General features: G+C 68.7%; 16 protein-coding genes and 1 tRNA gene. 9 read left to right on the top strand and 8 right to left on the bottom strand.

Annotation, left to right across the window (positions count from 1 at the left end):
- Positions 1-347: 347 nt before the first annotated feature.
- Positions 348-1,199, bottom strand: coding sequence for a hypothetical protein (locus tag WMF19_RS46085; RefSeq protein WP_437896152.1), 852 nt, complete (start codon positions 1,197-1,199; stop codon positions 348-350).
- Between the two features lie 118 nt (positions 1,200-1,317).
- Between WMF19_RS46085 and WMF19_RS46080 the strand changes: the two genes are divergently transcribed.
- Complete coding sequence (locus tag WMF19_RS46080) at positions 1,318-1,542, top strand: helix-turn-helix transcriptional regulator (protein WP_437896151.1); 225 nt, start codon at positions 1,318-1,320, stop codon at positions 1,540-1,542.
- The gene (locus WMF19_RS46075; protein ID WP_437896150.1) at positions 1,539-3,296 is read left to right on the top strand and encodes a ParB N-terminal domain-containing protein; all 1,758 of its coding nucleotides are present in this window, start codon (positions 1,539-1,541) and stop codon (positions 3,294-3,296) included. The genes WMF19_RS46080 and WMF19_RS46075 overlap by 4 nt, the downstream gene beginning before the upstream one ends.
- A gap of 77 nt (positions 3,297-3,373) precedes the next feature.
- Here the strand turns inward: WMF19_RS46075 and WMF19_RS46070 are convergent, their stop codons facing one another.
- Positions 3,374-5,653 (bottom strand): hypothetical protein, encoded by a 2,280-nt coding sequence (locus WMF19_RS46070; RefSeq protein ID WP_437896149.1) that lies wholly within the window; start codon positions 5,651-5,653, stop codon positions 3,374-3,376.
- Positions 5,654-5,984: 331 nt separating this feature from the next.
- On the opposite strand from WMF19_RS46070, the gene WMF19_RS46065 reads away from it, so the two are divergent.
- Positions 5,985-6,758, top strand: coding sequence for a hypothetical protein (locus WMF19_RS46065; RefSeq protein ID WP_437896148.1), 774 nt, complete (start codon positions 5,985-5,987; stop codon positions 6,756-6,758).
- 567 nt (positions 6,759-7,325) lie between these two features.
- Here WMF19_RS46065 and WMF19_RS46060 read toward each other — a convergent pair.
- Complete coding sequence (locus WMF19_RS46060; protein WP_437896147.1) at positions 7,326-7,469, bottom strand: hypothetical protein; 144 nt, start codon at positions 7,467-7,469, stop codon at positions 7,326-7,328.
- The gene (locus WMF19_RS46055; protein WP_437896146.1) at positions 7,466-7,720 is read right to left on the bottom strand and encodes a hypothetical protein; all 255 of its coding nucleotides are present in this window, start codon (positions 7,718-7,720) and stop codon (positions 7,466-7,468) included. Before WMF19_RS46055 ends, WMF19_RS46060 begins: the two co-directional genes overlap by 4 nt.
- 1,413 nt (positions 7,721-9,133) lie before the next feature.
- Between WMF19_RS46055 and WMF19_RS46050 the strand changes: the two genes are divergently transcribed.
- From WMF19_RS46050 to WMF19_RS46035, 4 genes are all read left to right on the top strand, one after another.
- Complete coding sequence (locus WMF19_RS46050) at positions 9,134-9,823, top strand: hypothetical protein (RefSeq protein WP_437901791.1); 690 nt, start codon at positions 9,134-9,136, stop codon at positions 9,821-9,823.
- A 91-nt stretch (positions 9,824-9,914) separates the two neighbouring features.
- Positions 9,915-10,238, top strand: a complete 324-nt coding sequence (locus WMF19_RS46045) for a hypothetical protein (RefSeq protein ID WP_437896145.1) — start codon at positions 9,915-9,917, stop codon at positions 10,236-10,238.
- Positions 10,235-10,549: a hypothetical protein gene (locus tag WMF19_RS46040; protein ID WP_437896144.1), complete on the top strand. Its 315-nt coding sequence runs from the start codon at positions 10,235-10,237 to the stop codon at positions 10,547-10,549. Before WMF19_RS46045 ends, WMF19_RS46040 begins: the two co-directional genes overlap by 4 nt.
- Positions 10,550-10,554: 5 nt before the next feature.
- Entirely contained in the window at positions 10,555-11,652 is a 1,098-nt protein-coding gene (locus tag WMF19_RS46035; RefSeq protein WP_437896143.1) for a tyrosine-type recombinase/integrase, read from the top strand.
- A 93-nt stretch (positions 11,653-11,745) separates the two neighbouring features.
- Here the strand turns inward: WMF19_RS46035 and WMF19_RS46030 are convergent.
- The 3 genes from WMF19_RS46030 to rpe all read right to left on the bottom strand — a co-directional run bounded on the left by WMF19_RS46030 (position 11,746) and on the right by rpe (position 14,306).
- Positions 11,746-11,832 (bottom strand) — tRNA-Ser (locus tag WMF19_RS46030).
- A 171-nt stretch (positions 11,833-12,003) separates the two neighbouring features.
- The gene (locus WMF19_RS46025) at positions 12,004-13,596 is read right to left on the bottom strand and encodes a hypothetical protein (RefSeq protein WP_437896142.1); all 1,593 of its coding nucleotides are present in this window, start codon (positions 13,594-13,596) and stop codon (positions 12,004-12,006) included.
- On the bottom strand, positions 13,593-14,306 hold the full coding sequence (rpe, locus tag WMF19_RS46020; RefSeq protein WP_437896141.1) for a ribulose-phosphate 3-epimerase: 714 nt from the start codon (positions 14,304-14,306) through the stop codon (positions 13,593-13,595). The genes WMF19_RS46025 and rpe overlap by 4 nt, the downstream gene beginning before the upstream one ends.
- A 176-nt stretch (positions 14,307-14,482) precedes the next feature.
- On the opposite strand from rpe, the gene WMF19_RS46015 reads away from it, so the two are divergent.
- The gene (locus WMF19_RS46015; RefSeq protein WP_012240797.1) at positions 14,483-14,917 is read left to right on the top strand and encodes a GNAT family N-acetyltransferase; all 435 of its coding nucleotides are present in this window, start codon (positions 14,483-14,485) and stop codon (positions 14,915-14,917) included.
- Between the two features lie 184 nt (positions 14,918-15,101).
- Complete coding sequence (locus tag WMF19_RS46010) at positions 15,102-15,605, top strand: cyclic nucleotide-binding domain-containing protein (protein ID WP_272101903.1); 504 nt, start codon at positions 15,102-15,104, stop codon at positions 15,603-15,605.
- 721 nt (positions 15,606-16,326) lie between these two features.
- Here the strand turns inward: WMF19_RS46010 and WMF19_RS46005 are convergent.
- Positions 16,327-16,716 carry a hypothetical protein gene (locus WMF19_RS46005; protein ID WP_437896139.1) on the bottom strand — a complete coding sequence of 130 codons (390 nt, stop codon included), beginning with the start codon at positions 16,714-16,716 and terminating at the stop codon, positions 16,327-16,329.
- Between the last annotated feature and the right edge of the window lie 93 nt (positions 16,717-16,809).

The following is a 16,809-nucleotide window of genomic DNA, read 5'->3' as shown; positions in this document are numbered from 1 at the left end:
CCAGATGAAGACATCCTGAATTTCGTACTCGATGTAAAAATCAAGCCGTTTTGGATTTGCGACGACGATAAAAGCAAAGGGCTATAGCTTGCGGTTACGCAGCCCAAGGAGCGCAAGAGCAAAGCGCAGGCAAAGTCGCCCGCGTCTCGCCGCTTCCAGTCGAGCAGAATGCTACTGGCGGGGAGAACCGCCGGCGCGGTATTGCCCGTGGCCGAGGTAGCAACCTCCGCAGCGGTGCCCGGGCGGGAGCCGCGGTGGAACGGTGGGTGGTCGTTGCCCATGCGGTCGGGGTGGCGCTGAACGCCGACGCGCTTCCCGCAATGATCGATGGTGCCCTTGCGGGGCGATCACAGGTCGATCGGCTCGGCCTGGGGCTCCACGAGCCTGTCCGCCAGTTCGCGCAACCACTTCGCAACCATCGCGCGACGATCCTTCTCATCCCAGTGCATGAACATCTCGGTGACGCCGGAGAAGCCCTGGTCCATGTGACGGACCGCGTAGTCGAGCAGGTGGAAGGGAGAGCGCGGATCGTAGCCGTACACAAGACTCGCTTCCTTGGGCAACCGCACCGTCCCCTGGGCCTGCTCCCGGCCTTTGAGGGCGCTCACGTGACCCTGCATGGTCCGAACGCGGGCGGAGGTCACCTTCACTTTCACCATGGCAGCAAGGATGTGCTCCAACCGCCCTTCGGTTCCTCGCAGCTTCGTGATCGCGGCCTCTACGAGCGCGTGCCGCTGTGCATCATCGATCGGGAGACCCGCAAGTTCGAACTGCTGCTCGATGTACTTGGCAAGCTCGTCCTTGAACGTTGCCGAGCCCTGCTCCTTGTCCTTAATGAACTCGCGAATGTTCAGCGCCACCTGGGCCGCTCGGATCTGTCTGACCAGATCCCACCGCTTGTCCCGGTACTGGAGGATCTCGTTCACCAGCCGGCGCAGGACCTCTCGCGTCCCCAAGGTGTACCAAACCGTTCGCTGCGCATCGCGCTCTTCCTGCACGGCCATCCCGTTCGGCCCGGAGATCAGCTCGTACTCGAGCGCCATCCGGAGCAGCTCCATCGCGGCTTCCGCGACCGTCTCCTGGGAGAGCGCGCGGGTCTCGTCCTGGCGCCCACGCTGCCCGCGGTGATCCGCGCGCCGGGATGCGGTGCCCGTCCCGCCCCTCCCGGGCTTGATCGACGAGCCACGGTCGTTGCGCATCCTGGGTCGTCCTGCCTCCTCGCAGCTCCCGCAACGTACACCCCTCCCATTGCGGGAAGCCAGCGCTCGCAACGTGAGAAACGTCGGCCGTCCGGGCCATCGGCCCGAGGAGGAAGGCATGGCCGACGATAACGTGATGGACTACGCGGCGACGGCCGCGTTCACCGGCCTCGCGCAGGGCACCGTACGCGCGATGGTCTGCCGCCGGCAGATCCCCCACCTGCGGCTCGGGCCACGCCTGGTCCGCTTCCGCCGGAGCGACCTGGAGGAGTGGCTGCGCGAGCGACTGGTTCTGCCGCGCCCGACGGCCGCGGCGGCACCGCAGAAGGGAGGCTTCCGGTGACGCATGCGTCCTACGAGATCTGCGCGGCGCTCCGCGCGACGCTGGATGGGAAGCTGAGCGCCGTCCCCCATGCGGATCAGCCGCGAATCACGGCGTTCCTGCAAGCCTTGGCGGACTTCGAGCTCGATCGAGACCAAGGTTGCCCCCAGGACGAACTGGCGCGCGAGCTGGACTTCGTCGACGAGCGGCGGCTGGAGGCGATCGAGGAGCTCTCCGGGCTTATCGAGCGCGGGCCGCTCCACCAGGGCGTGCTCACCTCGGCGTCGCCGAAGCCCGAGAACGCGCGACCCATCAGCCCCGAGCTCGCGGCGCAAGCTGGGGCGAAGGCAGTCTTGCTCGGCTGCACAAAATCCGTGCAAGCCATGCGCGACCAGAGCGACGCTCGGGAGCAGGCGCTACTCGCGGCCTTCGACGATGCCCTCCTGGAATGGAACGAGAGCCAGCGCGATCCTTTCACCGACGCCCGCCAGGTTGCCTACCAGAAGCTGGATGCCGCGATGCGCAGTCTGCTCGCTGCCGTCGAGCACCGCGATCGAGGGCTCATCGCAATCGCCGCGCCCAACGCGCAACGGTCCGCACCGACCACCGCGCCCGCGAACCACGAGAAGAAGAGCGCCGTCATTGCGACCCCATCGACCGTCATGCCTTTGGGCGCCCGCCTTCGAGGCATGTCGGTGCACATAAAGGTCGTGGCCCCGCGCTCGCTCCGCCCTCACCACAGGAACCGCGAGCTCTTCCCGCCTGAGTCCGAGAACCAGGACAGGTACGACGCACTCCTGCAGCACGTCCGCAAGCACGGTGTTCAGCGCCCGCTGCTCGTGGCGGGAGAGCGATGCGCCTCCGCGCCCGGCACCATCCTCGGCGGGCATCGCCGCCATCGCGCGGCCCTCGAGGGAGGGCTCCGGGAGGTTCCCGTTGTCATGCACGACGGTCTCAACGCCGCCGACGAGCATCTGGTCATGCTCCTCGACAACCACGGCGACCAGCATGGGCGCAAGCTGACGCCCCGGCAGAGGGCCGAGCTCGAGAGGCAGCTCAGCGAGGCGCTCAAGGTGGGCCGGGGGAGGCGGACCGACCTGGTCACCTCGGTCAAGAATAACCAAGGTTCCGCCCCCACGCCGGCCGACGCCTCCGGCAAGCCGACCGCGATGCGGAACAAGGTCGCGGCCGAGACCGGGACCTCGGCGAGCGCGGTGACCGCACGGCAGGTGGTCTTCTACTCCCCGATCTCGACCGCGGCATTGCACCAGGCGGTCGATGCCGGAAAGATCAAGCTGAACCCAGCGGCCGACATCGTGCGCACGGCCCAGCGCGCTCCCGAGGTCAGCGCCGCACTGAAGGCGCTCACGGCGGGCAAGGACACGGCGGCGGAGCAGGCCGTCATGGAGGACGCGAAGCGGCGGGTCGACGCCGCGCTCCAGAAGCGGCTCTCCACGCCGCGGAAGAAGAGGGCGCCGCGCGGATCGACGAAGAGGAGGCCCGCCCAGGCGAGGACGCCGGTGCCCGCGTCGACGAGCACGCCGACAGCGTCGCCGTCGCCGCGCTGGATCCACGTCGGCCAGGCGCCAGAGCCTTTGCTGCAAGCCTTCGAGCGCCTGACCACGGAGTTCGAGGCGCTGGCCGATCGCTACTCGACCGTCGCGGCGAAGTACCTGCACCGCCTCACGAGGGCCGTGGTGAAGGGTGCCGACGCCGACACATCGGCGGTGCTGGAAGCCTGGCATCGGGCTCATCCGGGCCAGGCGCGACGCTGAGGCACCCGAACGTGCATCGAGGCGCCGAGGTGGATACGCTCACCTCAACGGCTGAAACTTCCGCCTGCCTCGCTGGTCTAGACGAGGTACTCCCGTCGCGTCCACGTCGCCCAGCCGCACCACTGGCGGGGGTCGGCAGAGATCCGGCAAACGCGGGACATGAATGCGGTCGCTGCTTCCACGGCAGGCCATGCAGTGGGGGCAACCGATGCTCGAAGGAGGCCTTCCAAAAGCGCCTGAAAGGCATGCCAGTCGACCTCGAACCACGCATGCCAACGATTGGCGACCACCGCGCGTGCGCCGGCACGAAGCATGAGTTCCGGAAGAGAACTCCACTCGCTCTCGCCGGAAGAAGCACCAGCCGCGGCGAAGCAGGTGACCGCGACGACGGTTGCATGCCCCCGCAGCCGTAGCCCCTTGAAAACATCCTCCGCGGGGGCGGCGCCAGCAGGCAGTTGGAGGACCAGCGGCCCCGTGATTGAACTCTGGCTGCCATGGCACCCGAAGACTACGAGGCTCGCATCAGCGTCAGCCAGAGCACCTCGGACCTCCTCGGCAGTTCTTGCCTGAATACTGGTCGTACCCAGCCGTTTCGCGTAGCGCTCAACCTCACCATGAAGGGATTCACCAGGGGTGAAGGCGTTGATGACCACTGCACGCGCCGTTTCGGGCGTCGGCGGCTGACCTTCGGACACCTTACCCAGCTTCGCCATCGCGATAGCCTTGGCGTCTTGTGACGCCTTGAGCAGTGCGCCCGCGAGCGGGACATGCACCCCCAGTCCGTCCGTCTCGATGATCCATCGCCCTGTCGCTGGAGCCCCGCGTCGCGCCAGCGGGGTAATGGCCAGTTGCCCGACGAGGCGGTCAATCAGCTCCTTCCAGGTGTCAGCGCTCTGCGGCGCTCGCTTTGTCTTCCGGAACGTTTCGACGTCCTTGAAGGTCAGTGCACGAATTAGATCGAGCGTGCGCGCCAGCTGGTGGGCTTCTTGGCAGATGCTCCACGTAGCCTCCGGGTGATCTTCCGACGACACGCCGCCAGCAGAACCACGCCGCGTCACGTGCCAGCGGATCACGCTTGTACCTGGGTGTCGCGCGAGCTGCTCAAGTGGGCGCCCGCGCAGTGCCTCGTAGGCGCGTGCGAAGGCGTCCGCCGGTGGGAACTCGAGCCCGAGGAGCACGCCGAGCCAGTCGTCGGCGTCCGAGAGCACGATGCTCCGGGAAAAGACGTCTCCTCGAGCATCCTTGAGGTCTTGTTGGATCGAGGTAAGAGCCTCGTCGACGAACGGAAAAGCGCGTGATGGTTCAGCGACGGCATACGCCTCCGCGACGCGACGAAGAAGCTGACGGCGGTCGCGTGCGCTCTCGTACCGGATGTTCACGAGCCTTGCGGCGAGTTCCTCGGCGACTTGACCCAGCATGCCGCGCAAGTTCTCTCGTTCGGTCGGACGCCGCTCGATGATGTCGAGCGCGTCGTCGATCAGCACCGAGAGCGCTCCCGCCGCGTTTTCGGGCTCGCCAACTTCGTCGTAGACATGCGTGAGCGCGCACCACTTCTCGTCCCGGTCGCCGACGATCTCTCGCCGCGCCGCGGCGCGGCTCGCTTGCCACGTCAGTCGCCGATGCTCAAGCGCGGCGCGCGACCGCTTCTTCTCGCGATCGCTCGTGTTCTTCGCAATGTCGCGCTCCTCAATCGCCGGTCCCAGTTCCTCGTCCAGGAACTTGAGTCGCGCCACCGCGATGCTTTCCCGGAGCTCGTCCTTGAGGGGCGGCGTCTCATCGTCAGCCGCGCAGAGATTATCGTAGAAAGCCTCCAGCAGAAGGACGCGCGCCTCCAGGTTGTCGGGATGCTTCGGATCGTCTGACACGAGGCGCAAGGCGGCATCGATCGTCATCTGGGCAGTCACGAGCGCGCATGCCTTGCGATAGATTGCGGCGACGCGCTGCAACAACTCAGCGCCGAGCGGGCGGAAGGCGCGGTGCCGAGCCATTCCCGCGAGGACGATAGCGGAGTGCGCCGAATAACGCTCAAGCTGCGGCGTGCTCATCGCGACCGGAGGGGCCACGAGCACGTAGAGCTCGAACCACAGCGGAATGAGGACACTCGGCGCCAAGCGCGGATCGGGCGCGGTTGCCACATCGATTGCCGTTGCGCTCGACGGATCGCGTGACGCGACAAGGTCGAGGCTCGGGAAGAAGATGGCGGCCAGACGACGGCGCAAGAGGCGCAGGCGCTCGATCCCCGCGCTCTGCAACCGCTCCCGAGTGTCGATCACTAACTGCTCGAACCCAGCGATCGACCACCGCTCGCTCGCGATGTCGGCCAGCTCGGCCGACGGGTCGTCGAGCAACTCCGCCAACGTGTGAACCCGTGCCATACGAGGGGAAGAAATATACGGACCCAGGCTGCGCGGGGCTACCGGAACACGAGCCCGAGACGCAGGTTGTAGACGAACGATCCCTCTCGAAGTCGGCGTCCAGGTGCACGCGGTCGGCAGGGGCACTTCGGTCAAGAATGACCGAGGTCGTCCACCGCGCTCTGTGGGGGCAAGGAGCCGCATCCCGCGGGGATAAGAGAAGGAAGGGCTCCCCTCGTTCTCGCTGAACCGGTCGACCGCGCCCCGCGCCGGGCACTTCTCGCGCGTCACGTGGGCCACGGGCCTCCGTTTGCGCGCCGTACGGAGGGCCACCGTGACCATGAACATCCCGACCGATCTGCACCGTGCCTTCGAGGACAAGATCAAGCGCGGCATCTTCAACCCCGTCGCCCGACTTCTTCCGGAGCAGGTCCGTGAAGTCCGACTGCAAGACGCGATCGCGCAGACCTGGGCCATGTACGAGCGCTACGCCGAGCGCGGCGAGCTGCTCGACGATGTGATCTTGATCCACTCCTGCGGCCTGCGGGCGACGGACGCGAGCCGGTACTACGTTCCCTGCGACGGGTACCAGCGGAAGCGCGACGTCTTCGACCCGCGCAACTTCATGCACGGGCGTGTCGAGATGCTGCGCTTCGGCGACTTCGCCGCCGAGGATGAGCATCGCGGCCCCGACGAGGACGAGGCGCCGGTCGGCTTCGGCCTCGCCGAAGCGACCAGCAACAACCCCACACAGCGGATCCTGTCCGCGATCAACCTCATCGCCTGGCTCGCGGAGCGCCCCGCGGACGACCGGCGGATGCTCGAGCTGCGCGCCGCGGGGTTCGATCTTGGTGAAATCGCCAACGAGCTCGGCTCGTCGACGTTCGCCATCTGCCGGCGAATCAAGGAGCTCGGCGAGGACCTGGCCAGGCACACCGGCCTGACGTGTGCCGTTCGTCGCCGGCAGTTGAAGCCCACGACGATACACGAGGAGGTGCAACCGGACAGCGGCGTCCGACCGAGGGTGCGTGGCCGGTTCAACAAGTCGCAGGCCCCCACCTCCAGCACCAAGGGCATGTCGATCCGGCGGGGCCGGCGGGCGGCGTGATGCCGCGGGACGGGCCCATGCCCGTTCCTCTAGCCCCGAATCGCCTGCGCGACAGCGGGCACGCGGATCTCGGCCGCTCTCCACCGCTCGGGTCGGGGCCGCGAAACGGCATCCTGCGTGGAGACGCTCAGGACACGTTGAAACATGCTGGAGGCTAAAACGAGGGAGACCCCTCGTCGAGCGCCTCAGCGCTCATCTCCGGATGTCCGACGTCGTACAGGAGGATCTCCACGACGCTCGGGCGAGGGGCCGAGGCGAGCAGCAGTGCCCTGGCCTCTTCCGGCCGCTGGGCAAAGGGGTCGGCAGCCGGCGAGGTTGTAGCCGGCGTCAATCCCGCGGAGGTGATCGTGGTCGGCTCCCCGTGTGCGACGGTGCCGGGCATGTTGGTCCATTTTGACTCGAGAGCAAGGCTTCGACATCATGGCCAAGACGATGCCACTGCACCCGCTTGGGATGGTTCAGGTCAGGGCGTGAGCCATCACGCTGTGTGGGCTTGACTTCCACGGCACCCCCGGCGGTGGCGTCCGGCTCATGCGAGAAGCGCGTGAGGTGCGTGCCGGTGCACAGTCATGGCGTCCGGGCGTACTTGCCCGTGCCGTGGACCTTCTCGGCGGCGTCCGCGCACCTGTTCAAGATCTCAAGCGCCTCGTCGGACGCGGAAGAAGCGGGAGCGACCAGCAGCAGCGCGCCCGGACGAGCGGCGGTTCTCACGCCATCGGCCATGCCATGCAGCGAGGCGGGATGGCATCGCTCGGGCCGGCCCTGAGCGAGCCGCCCCCGAGTTCGTTCATCCGCCGCGCCCCCTCGCTGAGGGCGTCGTCCCCGAGAGTCAGCTGGGCGGCTCTCGTCAGCGCGTCGTTGTCCGTGAGCGTCAGCTGGGCGGCTCTCGTCAGCGCGTCGTTGTCCCTCGTGGGCTGGCTCGGCGGCATCTTGATCGTCCTATCCATCTTGATGTCCGTCATGATGTCCTCCTTCGCGTACTGGCAGGTGGCTAGATAGCCAACCACATATCAAACGATATGGAAAGCACTACCACCGAGGTCGTGTCTACCTGGAGTTGTTGAGCTCGACATCCTCGGCCGAGTTGGTGGTCGTCTGCGGCATAACGTCCGTCGCGTCATTGCCGTACCTTCCTGATGTCGACTTGACGTCGGGCTCGGCTCCGATCGTCGCCGAGGGTACCTCTTCGTGCCTGTGATCATGTGCTCCGCCAAAATGGCCATGATCGGGTCGGCATGTTCTTCGGGTGCCCCGCTGGAACCGGTAGGATGGCCTTCGCACCGAGCTCCTTGAGGTGGCGTAGACGGGTGATGGCCGGTGTTGTCCCTCCGGCCGCTGCCAGCAGTGCCAGGATCGGGCGTCCCACGAGCCTCAAGCCCTCGGCCTACCCCGCAGATCCTCGATCTGCTGAAACGCCACTTGCAGGGTGGGGGGTCAACGCCGCGAGCACCTCCAGCAGCAAGCGGACGCAGCAGTGCACGTGCGAACATCGGAGCCATCCCGCTTCCTTGCCCTGTCGGGCCAGGAAGACGAAGGGATGCTCGACAGGTCGAGCCGGGTGCCCACTCCAAAATCCTTCAGCGGCCCACCCGTCGGCGAAGGCGAGCACCTCCGTCATGGGCCAAGGTTCGTCGGCCAAAGTGCGAGGCCGCCGTGAGGATTTTTCGCAGTGGTTACCTGCCGTTACAGCGATTCATCTCCCGCCAGCGCAGCGAGGTACGGGACGTAGAGCCGGGCCGTGGAGCCGAGGGGAAACCGCTCGTGGTCGCGTTTTGGTGGTCGGCGAACGGCAAGAAAAACTGCCGATGCCCGATGCCACCATAGGGACGGTGAATGGAGGTGCTCACCAGACGCTCGACGGCCGCCTGCGCTTCTTCAGCGAAAAATCCATTCATTACCAATACTTACATGGTTGGCTCGGTAAAACGCACGATCGTCCGGGGGTTGAATCCCGAGAGCAGGATCCGGGGCCCCGGGTCGCCACGTCGCCGTCATCATCGGAACCGAGTGCTGTAGCGTGGGGCGTGTGTGCCCGGTGAGTTCGCCGAAAGAGCGCTCTGCTGATCGATGACCCCCCGGTCACCGGACTGACCCACAGCATCCCGGCAGGACACGGACGGTTCGCCGCTTGGTTGCCGTTGCTTGCGGCATCCCCCGCCCGCGCCGCACGCACGGAAGTTGCGCATGAACTGCCCGCGCCGGTGATCGGTGTCGAGCATGCCCGTCGTTTGCCTGAGCGCGACGAGATCGCGGTCGCTGAAGCCCCGGATCGTGCCACGCCCGTACGCGGCAGCACAGCTCGCAAGGTCCACGAGACCGACGCCCGAACGGGAGCCATCAAGGGGCGGCCGCGCGTAAGCTACGGCTCAAGCACGATGAGCCCGAAGCGAGCCACACGGAAGAACAGGCGGGAGCGGTTCTCCAACAAGGAGAAGCTCCTCGCGCAGCTCCTTCCGCAGTGCGAGAGCGAGTACGAGAGGGCGTTCGGTCATCCCTGGAACGCCGGTCGCGTGGCTCGCGTCGAGGCCCTCACCCAGCGATGGAAGGTCGAGGCGGAAGCCTGGAGCGTGATGTACGAGTTCCGGAAGGCCGCGGCCAAGGCCCTGAAGTTCTTCGAGAGCGCTGGGATCGAGTCGAGGCGGCCGGACTACGGGCTCTTCTATGCTTACAGGGTCAACAAGCTCGTGAAGCAGCGTCGCCACTTCCTCCAGTCGCTCATGAACGATGTCCGGGAGGACTATGAGAGGCCGCCCGACAGGCGGCACTGGCTCGCCTGGACCATGAACTTCGCCAAGCCGAACGCGTTCGGGAAGCTGCCCGAGGATCTCCCCTACAGCCGGGAGCTCTCGAACCGCGAGCTCGCGATTCTGAGCATCCTGATGACCGACGGCGAGGAGGTCGACTTCACGACTGGCATGACCGTCGGCGGTGCGATCGAGCAGGAGTTGCGGCGGATGGCGAGGGCAGCGGAGCGGGCGCCGCTACGTCTGAAGAGGGTGAACTCGGGTTACGTGAGCGCACCGCCCTCCGACGGAGAGGACGACGCGGGCGACGAGCCTGAGTAAGCCCTGCCGAGATCTGTGTGGCATCTCACGGAACAGTTCGCACGCGGACTGTTCCGTAGCTCGCGAACCCCCGGTCGCTAGCTTCGAGAGCATGAGCCAAGGGGCAAAGGATATCGGCCTTTCGGCCGAGGAACGGCGTACGCTGCACGCCCTCATCGAGGAGCTCGGCGAGCGCGCCGTCCTGGCCGAGCTGAACGTGTCACGCCAGGCGCTGGGCCGGGCTCTCGCCGGTCTCGGCGTCCGCCGCGGCACCATCGCTCTCGTGCGCGCCGGCCTCGCCTCGCCAAACCTCCGCGCTAAGAGCGAGGAGCCCAAGGACGCGATCCACCTCGCCGGCAGCGCGGCGCCGCCGGGAGATGCCCCGGTCATGGCGCGCCAGACGGAGCGCTCGATGGGCTCGCGGAGGTCCCCATGAGCGACAACTCGTCCGCCAGCACCCTCCCGGGGCTGCGGGGCTGGGTCTGCATTAGGACCGCGGCGGAGTTCCTCGGCAAGTCGCCCGACGCGCTCCGCCGGAGCATCGAACGCCATGTCGTCCGCGGCCCCGACGGGGCGCTTGAGGCGAACATCGACGGCGTCCGCGCCCGCAAGTTCGCGGGCCGCTGGCGCGTGAAGCTCAGCGCCGCGTGGCTCGCCGACACCGGGAGCGACGACAAGAACCACGGTGCCCCCTGTGCTACTTCTTCGCCTCGTCCCAGGCACGCGGTCCGGCCGGAAAGGAGCTGACCGGCATGACCGTGCGGCGAGACCACCGGCGCCCCGAGGGCCCCTGGATCATTGACTTTTCGTACAAGGACGCGCGCACCGGCGAGAAGAAGCGGTACTTCAGGAACGCTACCCTGCAGACCGCCGACGGTGCGCGGAAGGAAGAGCGGCGGCTGCTCGTGACCATCGCGGAGAAGGGCTATCTCCCCGATCAGGTGGGCGAGGCGGAGCCGACGCTGCCGAAGCCCGAGATGACCCTCGGCGAGGCCGTCGACCTGTACAAGGCGACGCTCGCGCCGAAGCTCAAGCCCTCGACGCACATCGGGTACATGAAGAACGTCGACGCGTACCTGCTGCCGCGCTTCGGATCGTGGCCGCTCAGCAAGATCGACAAGGCGGTGGTGACGGCGTTCGACCTCGAGCTCGCGCGGGAGAACCTCTCGGCGTCGACGCGGAACAACATCGTCATCCCGCTGCGCACGATCATCGGCAACGCGGTCGAGCTCGGCCACCACGACAAGAAGCCGGACTTCCCCAGGCTGAACCGGGTGAAGTCGAGGGTGTACGAGCCGCCCTCGCCCGCAATGGTCGACGCCGTGGTGGCCACGGCGGACCCGCACGTCCGTCCTGCGATCGCGCTCGCAGCCTACGCCGGCCTACGTGCCGGCGAGGTGCGCGGCCTCCGCTGGTGCGACGTGAACCTGGGCACCGACCTGCTCCTCGTTCGGCAGGCCATCACCTGCGGTCAGGTGGTCGCGCCGAAGTCCGGGCACGAGCGGGGCATCCCCATCGCGCCCGCGCTGAAGGAGATCCTCGTCGAGGCCAGCAAGAAGCCGCACAAGCCCACGGCCCCGGTGGTTCCCTCGAGCAAGGGGACGCCGTGGACCGAGGGCGGCCTGCGGCACGCCTTCAAGCGTGCGCTCGTCAAGGCGCATGTGCCGGCCACCCGGCTCCACGCTCTGCGGCACTTCTTCATCACGGAGTGCTTCAAGGGCGGCGCCTCGGCTCCGACCGTGCAGCAGCTCGCCGGCCACCTGCACCTCTCGGTCACCCAGCGCTACGCGCACACCAACGACAACCTGAAGAAGGACGCGGTGCAGGTCTTCACACGGCGGTCGGCGTAGCCTCGGCGTCGCCGTGTGAATGGCGTGTGAATGGACCCGCGAGGCTCACCAGGGAGCGCCCGAGCTCCTCGACGAAATCCTCAATGGTTTCAGCGGAGGAGAAGGGATTCGAACCCCTGGTTGAGTTGCCCCAACGGCGGTTTTCAAAACCGCTGCCTTCGACCGCTCGGCCACTCCTCCAAACATCCAGAACGACTCGCTTTTCTGCCTCTTCTAACGCCCCCTGTCAACGCCGCCCTGAGACCCGCCCCCTACCCTGCCCTGCTCCGGGCAGCGCCTGGGCTCTCCAGCCCCGGCCCCGACGCTTCCGCCCGCACCGACATCTCCCACCGCCCCCACCGCCCTTCGCCCCTACTTCTCCCTCCCCGCTGCCCCCGCCGCCCCCGCCGTCCCCGCTGCCTGCCCCCCCACCCCGCCCTTCATCACCTCCGCCAGCCACTTCCCCGCCCCCGCGCACGTCCCCGCCGCGCTGACCTCCCCTCCCCCGCTTGCCCCGCGCCTCGCGTACGGCCCTGCCACGATCGCCACATCGCTCCCTCGCGCCGTCCACGCGATGGGCCCGAGCGCCGGCCGCCTCCTGCACGCCTTCCCGAAGCGCCGCTCGATCACCTTCCCCGCCTCGGCCGCGTCGCCCGCGCTGTCGAACCGCAGCCGCCACGCGAGCGCAAACTCCTTCCGCGACGGGTCCTCCGGGTCATCCCTCCGCACCACCGCGAACCGATCCCCTCCCCACCCCGCCGCCGCGCCGATCGCCGCATCGCGGTGAGCATACGCCGCGAACGCGATGCGCAGCGCCTGCTCGCCCATCACGTCGTCGAAGACGACGCGGAACCCCGGGCCGAGCGCCGCGGCCGTCGGCACCGCCACCGCGACGGCGGGCTCCCGCGCGGCGAGCTTCTCGGGGTGGAGCAGCTGCTCGGTGGTCTCCGGCAGCGCGCGCCAGACCGCATCCACCGAAGCCCACCCGCCGTCCCGGCGCAGCGCCTGCACGAACGCGAAGCCGTCGGTGTACGGGGCGCCCAGCGACTCCTGCAGCACGAGCGGCGTGTCGCCCACCGACGACAGCGCCGTCGACATCGCCACGAGCTTCCGGAGCATCGACTCATCGACCTGGAACGCCGAGCCGACCAGCACGTCGAACATCGCGCTCATCGCCTCGCCCTCGACGAGCGCGTGTGTGGCCGCCAGGCGATCGCTGTCGCCGAGCTTGAAGTCGAGCAGCCTCCCCAGCGAGAAGCTCTGGTCCTGGAGCGCATGGACGAGCTCGTGCGCCAGCGTCTCCTCGGCCTCGGCCTCGCTGAGGTCATCGACGAGGTACATCGTCGCGTCCTCCGGCTCGTAGAAGCCCGCGATGCGGCCCTCGAGCAGGCGGTACATCCCGGCGGTGAAGTCGTAATCGGCGGGAATGAGCTCGAGCGCCGCGAGCACCTCGCGCTGGTGATCGAGCACACCCTCGGGGATCTCTCGCTCCACGTGCGCGCGGACCCGCTCCAGGATCTGCCCGCGGGCGAGCACGCGGCTCCGCACATCGCGGCGCACCGGCAGGCCGCGCGCCTTCGCCACGCGCGCGAGCACGCGCGCGATCTCGCCGTCGCTCAGGCGAGCCGTGTCCTCGTCGAGCCCGCCCTCGTCGACCGGGCCTGCTCCCTCAGCCGGCCGAGGCGCGGCTGACGCCGCAGGAAGCGCCGCAGCCGAGGCCTGCGCTCGCGGCGGCGCCGCAGGCGCGGCGGCCGGCGCGCACCCGGTGAGCACAGCCACCCCGACCAACCCGACCAGCCCACCCGTCCCCACCGGCGCCGCCGCAAGCCCCGCCGCCGCCACGAGCGCCGCGCCGCGCCCGCGGCCGCGCTTCGACGTCGCGCATGCCGCGCATGTCGCGCGCGCCGCGCCCATCTCGCAGCGCCCCTGGCCCGCCGCGGCAGCGTCCTCGACGCGCCGGGTCACGACGGCTCCCCGGCGGGCGCGCGGAGCGTGCGGATCGCCTCGGCATAACGCGCCACGCGCGCGTCGAACGGCAGATCCTCTCCCGGCGCCACGGCGCCGAACACCGCCGAGCCCGCGACGAGCGCCCGTGCCCCTGCGGCGATGACCTGCCCGGCGGTCGACGGGGCGACGCCGCCGTCGACCTCGAGCGCGATGTCCAGGCCTGCCTGGTCGATCGTCCGGCGCAGGCTCCGCAGCTTCGTGAGCGCCTCCGGGATGAACCGCTGGCCGCCGAACCCGGGGTTGACGCTCATCACCAGCACCAGACCGATATCCGCCATCACGTGCCGGATCGACTCCTCCGGCGTGTGGGGGTTCAGCACGACGCCCGGGCTCGCGCCTGCATCCCTGATCTGCTGGAGCGTCCGGTGCAGGTGAGGCGACGCCTCGACGTGGACCGAGATGCGATTGGCGCCGGCGGCCGCGAATTCCGCGACGTAGCGCTCGGGCTCGACGATCATCAGGTGGACATCGAGGGGAAGACGCGTCGCGGCGCGGACCGCGCGAACCACGAGCGGCCCGATCGTGATGTTTGGCACAAACCGGCCATCCATCACGTCGACGTGGATCCAGTCGGCGCCGGCGGCCTCAGCGGCCCGTACTTCCTCGGCGAGACGACCGAAGTCAGCCGACAGGATCGACGGAGCGACGATGATTTTCTCGTGACGCACAGGGTAGCGCTAGCAGGCGTGACGCGCGGCGGCTAGCCGAGCATCCCACGAGCGCGCTTACGGGGAGGCCGGCGCGGCTGCTAGGCTGCGTAGGGTCTTCGCGACGCGTTCGTGTCGTGTGCGCGGACGCGGCAGATCGAGGGCAGGGGATCCGAACCGTTCGAGTGAGGTGATGCATGGAGACACGGCCGCTGACGAAGCCCGACTACGACCGGATCGTGGGCGAGATCGATCGGTGGTGGGCAGGCCCAACCAGCGCGCTCGCGCACCCGATCTTCTTCTACGAGCTCGGCAGGCTCGCGCGCGTGGTCGAGGATCGCGGGCTGCTCGTCGGCTTCCTGCTCGGGTTCAGGTGCCCGGACGCGGCGGTCGGGTACGTGCACCTCGTCGGCATTCACCCGGACTATCGCCGCCGCGGGGTCGGCAGGATGCTCTACGCGGCGTTCGAGGAGGACTGCCGCCGCGAGGGCTGCCGGCAGCTCAAGGCGATCACGACGCTGGGCAACGAGGGCTCCGTGCGCTTCCACGCCGCGGTCGGCTGGTCGGCGGCCGAGGTCGAGGACTACGCCGGGCCTGGGCGTCCGCGGATCGTGTTCACCAAGGACCTCTAGTGCGGCCTCTGGTGCAGATCGCGCGGAGCACGCTCGTGTTGCGGCGTACGCTCTCGACGGGGTACATCTCCTCGGAACCGCGAGGTGGAGCGATGCGAGAAGGCGGGCATGTTCGCGACGTGGTGGTAGGCGTTGTCGGGTCAGCCGGCAGGACGGTCGCCGCGGGCGCCCTCGGTGCATCCAGGTGAGTCATCCCCCTGCGCTGATCACGCAGCTGCGCGAGATCGGGCTGTTCGGAGGCCTGGGCGATCACGTCCTCCAGGGCCTCGCCGACACGCTGGAGCTGCTCGATCTGGAGCCGGGAGCCGTCGCCTTTCGCGAGGGCGACAGCGGCCGCGAGATGTTCGTGCTGCTCTCGGGGGAGATGGAAGTGCTCAAGCGGTCGAAGCGCGACGTCGAGGCGCGCGTCGCGATCCTCGGGCCGAACGACTGGTTCGGCGAGATGTCGATCCTCGACGTGATGCCCCGCTCGGCGACCGTCCGGGCGATCGCACCATCGCGCTTGCTGCGTGTCACCGCGCACGATCTCGACACGCTCTACCGGCGCGATCTCAAATCGTACACGCTGCTGGTGCTGAACATCGCGCGCGAGATGTCGCGCCGCCTTCGCGTGGCGGACAGCCTGCTCGCCGAGCTGGTAGCGAACATGCTCGACGAGTACGCGCGGCCACGGCGACCGGCGATCTGAGCCGGCGCCGCCGCGTCAGCCGACGTCGAGCGCTCTGCCGGCGGGCGCCGGGCCCATCCGTCGCCTCATCCGCCGTCTGGACCGATCGCTCCACCGCCGCCGGCTTCGCCACCCGCGCCACCTGCACCACCGCTGCCGGCTTCGCCACCGGCGCCGGCTTCGCCGCCTGCGTCGCCCGCACCACCGTCGTTGGTTTTGCCACCCGCGCCGCCCGCACCGCCGCTGCCGGTTGGGCTGGTCGGTTCGCCCCCAGTGCTGGTTGAGCCGGTGCTAGCACCGGACCCGGTGCTCGCACTGGACCCGGTGCTCGCACTGGACCCGGTGCTCGCACTGGACCCGGTTGGACCGGCGCCGCTCGAACCGGCCGCGTCTGGCAGCAAGCCGCCGCCGCCCGCGCCTTCCTCTTGTCCTGGATCACCGGCGGCGACGCCCCCTCCTGCGCCGGTCGCGCCGAGGTCGTCGCAATCGCACCCGATGCCCCCCTCAGCGGGAGGCTCCGGTTGTGGATTGAAGACACAGCCCGCGAGGACGACCCCGAACACAAGGACGACAAGCTGGCGCATAAGCTCCCTCCTCATAGCACCCTGCGCATCTCCCCGCCCGCTTGCGCGGCGCTCTCGTCCGCGGGAACGCTGCTGCGTCGAGCGCGATCCGTCGGCTGCTTCTCGCTCGCTTTTACCGCCGGGTCGACGCCGCCGTCACACCCGGGCCGCGTGCTCGTTCAGCCGCATTCCACCGCTCCAGCGCCTCCAGCGCCTCCAGCGCCCCCGACACCGCAGGGCTCGCCGCCCGCGCCGCCCTGACCGCCCGCGCCGCCCTGACCGCCCGCGCCGCCCTGACCGCCCGCGCCACCCTCGCCCCCTCCAGCACCGCCCTGAGCGCCCGCGCCGCCCGCTGCGCCCCCATCGCCACCGCCCGCGCCTTCCCCGCTGCCAGTGCTGGTCCCTGCCGCCGCGTTGCCGGCGCCCGTGCCACCCGAACCTGAGCTGCCGACCGCTGCGCCGGTCGTCGACGATGCCGTCGTAGAGGGATCCTGGAACGGCGGTTCAGGCTGCGGGTTGAACGAGCATCCAACCGCGAGGAGCAGGGCGAGGAACAGCAGGCTTCGCATGGCGGGTGCGCCGAGTATGGCAATCAGCATGCCACGTGAAAATAGCCGAAAAGCACCTCGATCGCTTCGCTGTCGACGCGGTGCTCAGGCACA

It is taken from the genome of Sorangium sp. So ce124 (assembly GCF_051525235.1).
GTDB classification, from domain to species: domain Bacteria; phylum Myxococcota_A; class Polyangia; order Polyangiales; family Polyangiaceae; genus Sorangium; species Sorangium atrum.
Note: the sequence above shows the minus strand (reverse complement) of the source record. Positions and strands in the feature narration are given on the sequence as shown.

Coding starts and splice junctions, on each gene's coding strand:
- WMF19_RS46045 (WP_437896145.1), top strand. CDS start 9,915: ATGAGCCAAGGGGCAAAGGATATCGGCCTTTCGGCCGAGGAACGGCGT.
- WMF19_RS46015 (WP_012240797.1), top strand. CDS start 14,483: ATGGAGACACGGCCGCTGACGAAGCCCGACTACGACCGGATCGTGGGC.
- WMF19_RS46080 (WP_437896151.1), top strand. CDS start 1,318: ATGGCCGACGATAACGTGATGGACTACGCGGCGACGGCCGCGTTCACC.
- WMF19_RS46005 (WP_437896139.1), bottom strand. CDS start 16,716: ATGCGAAGCCTGCTGTTCCTCGCCCTGCTCCTCGCGGTTGGATGCTCG.
- WMF19_RS46050 (WP_437901791.1), top strand. CDS start 9,134: ATGAGCCCGAAGCGAGCCACACGGAAGAACAGGCGGGAGCGGTTCTCC.
- WMF19_RS46055 (WP_437896146.1), bottom strand. CDS start 7,720: ATGACGGACATCAAGATGGATAGGACGATCAAGATGCCGCCGAGCCAG.
- WMF19_RS46035 (WP_437896143.1), top strand. CDS start 10,555: ATGACCGTGCGGCGAGACCACCGGCGCCCCGAGGGCCCCTGGATCATT.
- WMF19_RS46040 (WP_437896144.1), top strand. CDS start 10,235: ATGAGCGACAACTCGTCCGCCAGCACCCTCCCGGGGCTGCGGGGCTGG.
- WMF19_RS46085 (WP_437896152.1), bottom strand. CDS start 1,199: ATGCGCAACGACCGTGGCTCGTCGATCAAGCCCGGGAGGGGCGGGACG.